1 protein-coding gene is annotated in these 1,185 nt (G+C 48.7%); it reads left to right on the plus strand.

The genetic code is table 11. The features are described from left to right. Positions 1–1,185 (plus strand): collagen-flanked surface repeat-containing protein (locus ACWIW0_RS11270; protein WP_454453391.1); only part of this gene is annotated, 1,185 nt, incomplete at both ends.

A 1,185-nucleotide genomic window follows, 5' to 3' on the forward strand; every position in this document is an offset into this window, starting at 1 on the left:
ACTATTACCATCACCAACGCAGATGGCACTCAAAGCACTGCCACTGTTAAAGACGGTAAGAATGGTGACAAAGGTGCTGACGGTAAATCAGCCACAGCGACTGTGACCGACAACGGCAACGGTACACACACCATCACAGTAAACAACCCTGATGGCACAAGCACCAGCACCACGGTGAATGATGGTAAATCACCAACTGCCACCGTAGAAAAAGTTGGCGACACAGCCACCATTACTATCACCAACGCAGATGGCACTCAAAGCACCACCACGGTTAAAGATGGTAAGAATGGTGAAAAAGGCGACCAAGGTGACAAAGGTGCTGACGGCAAATCAGCCACAGCGACTGTGACAGACAACGGCAACGGTACACACACCATCACAGTAAACAACCCTGATGGCACAAGTACCAGCACCACGGTGAATGACGGTAAAGACGGTAAGAGTCCAACCGTAACCTTGGTTGAAAACCAAGATGGCAGCAAAACCGTTACTGTTAATAACAACGATGGCTCAGCTCCTGTTTCAACAAACATCACCAATGGTAAAGACGGTAAATCACCAACTGCCACTGTAGAAAAAGTTGGCGACACAGCCACCATTACCATCACCAACGCAGATGGCACTCAAAGCACTGCCACTGTTAAAGATGGTAAGAATGGTGAAAAAGGCGACCAAGGTGAAAAAGGTGCTGACGGCAAATCAGCCACAGCGACTGTGACAGACAACGGCAACGGTACACACACCATCACAGTAAACAACCCTGATGGCACAAGCACCAGCACCACGGTGAATGACGGTAAATCACCAACTGCCACCGTAGAAAAAGTTGGCGACACAGCCACCATTACCATCACCAACGCAGATGGCACTCAAACCACCACCACGGTTAAAGATGGTAAGAATGGTGACAAAGGTGCTGACGGCAAATCAGCCACAGCGACTGTGACAGACAACGGCAACGGTACACACACCATCACAGTAAACAACCCTGATGGCACAAGCACCAGCACTACGGTGAATGACGGTAAAGACGGTAAATCACCAACCGTAACCTTGGTTGAAAACCAAGACGGCAGCAAAACCGTTACTGTTAATAACAACGATGGCTCAGCTCCTGTTTCAACAAACATCACCAATGGTAAAGACGGTAAATCACCAACTGCCACTGTAGAAAAAGTTGGC

This window comes from Ursidibacter sp. B-7004-1 (genome assembly GCF_053654055.1).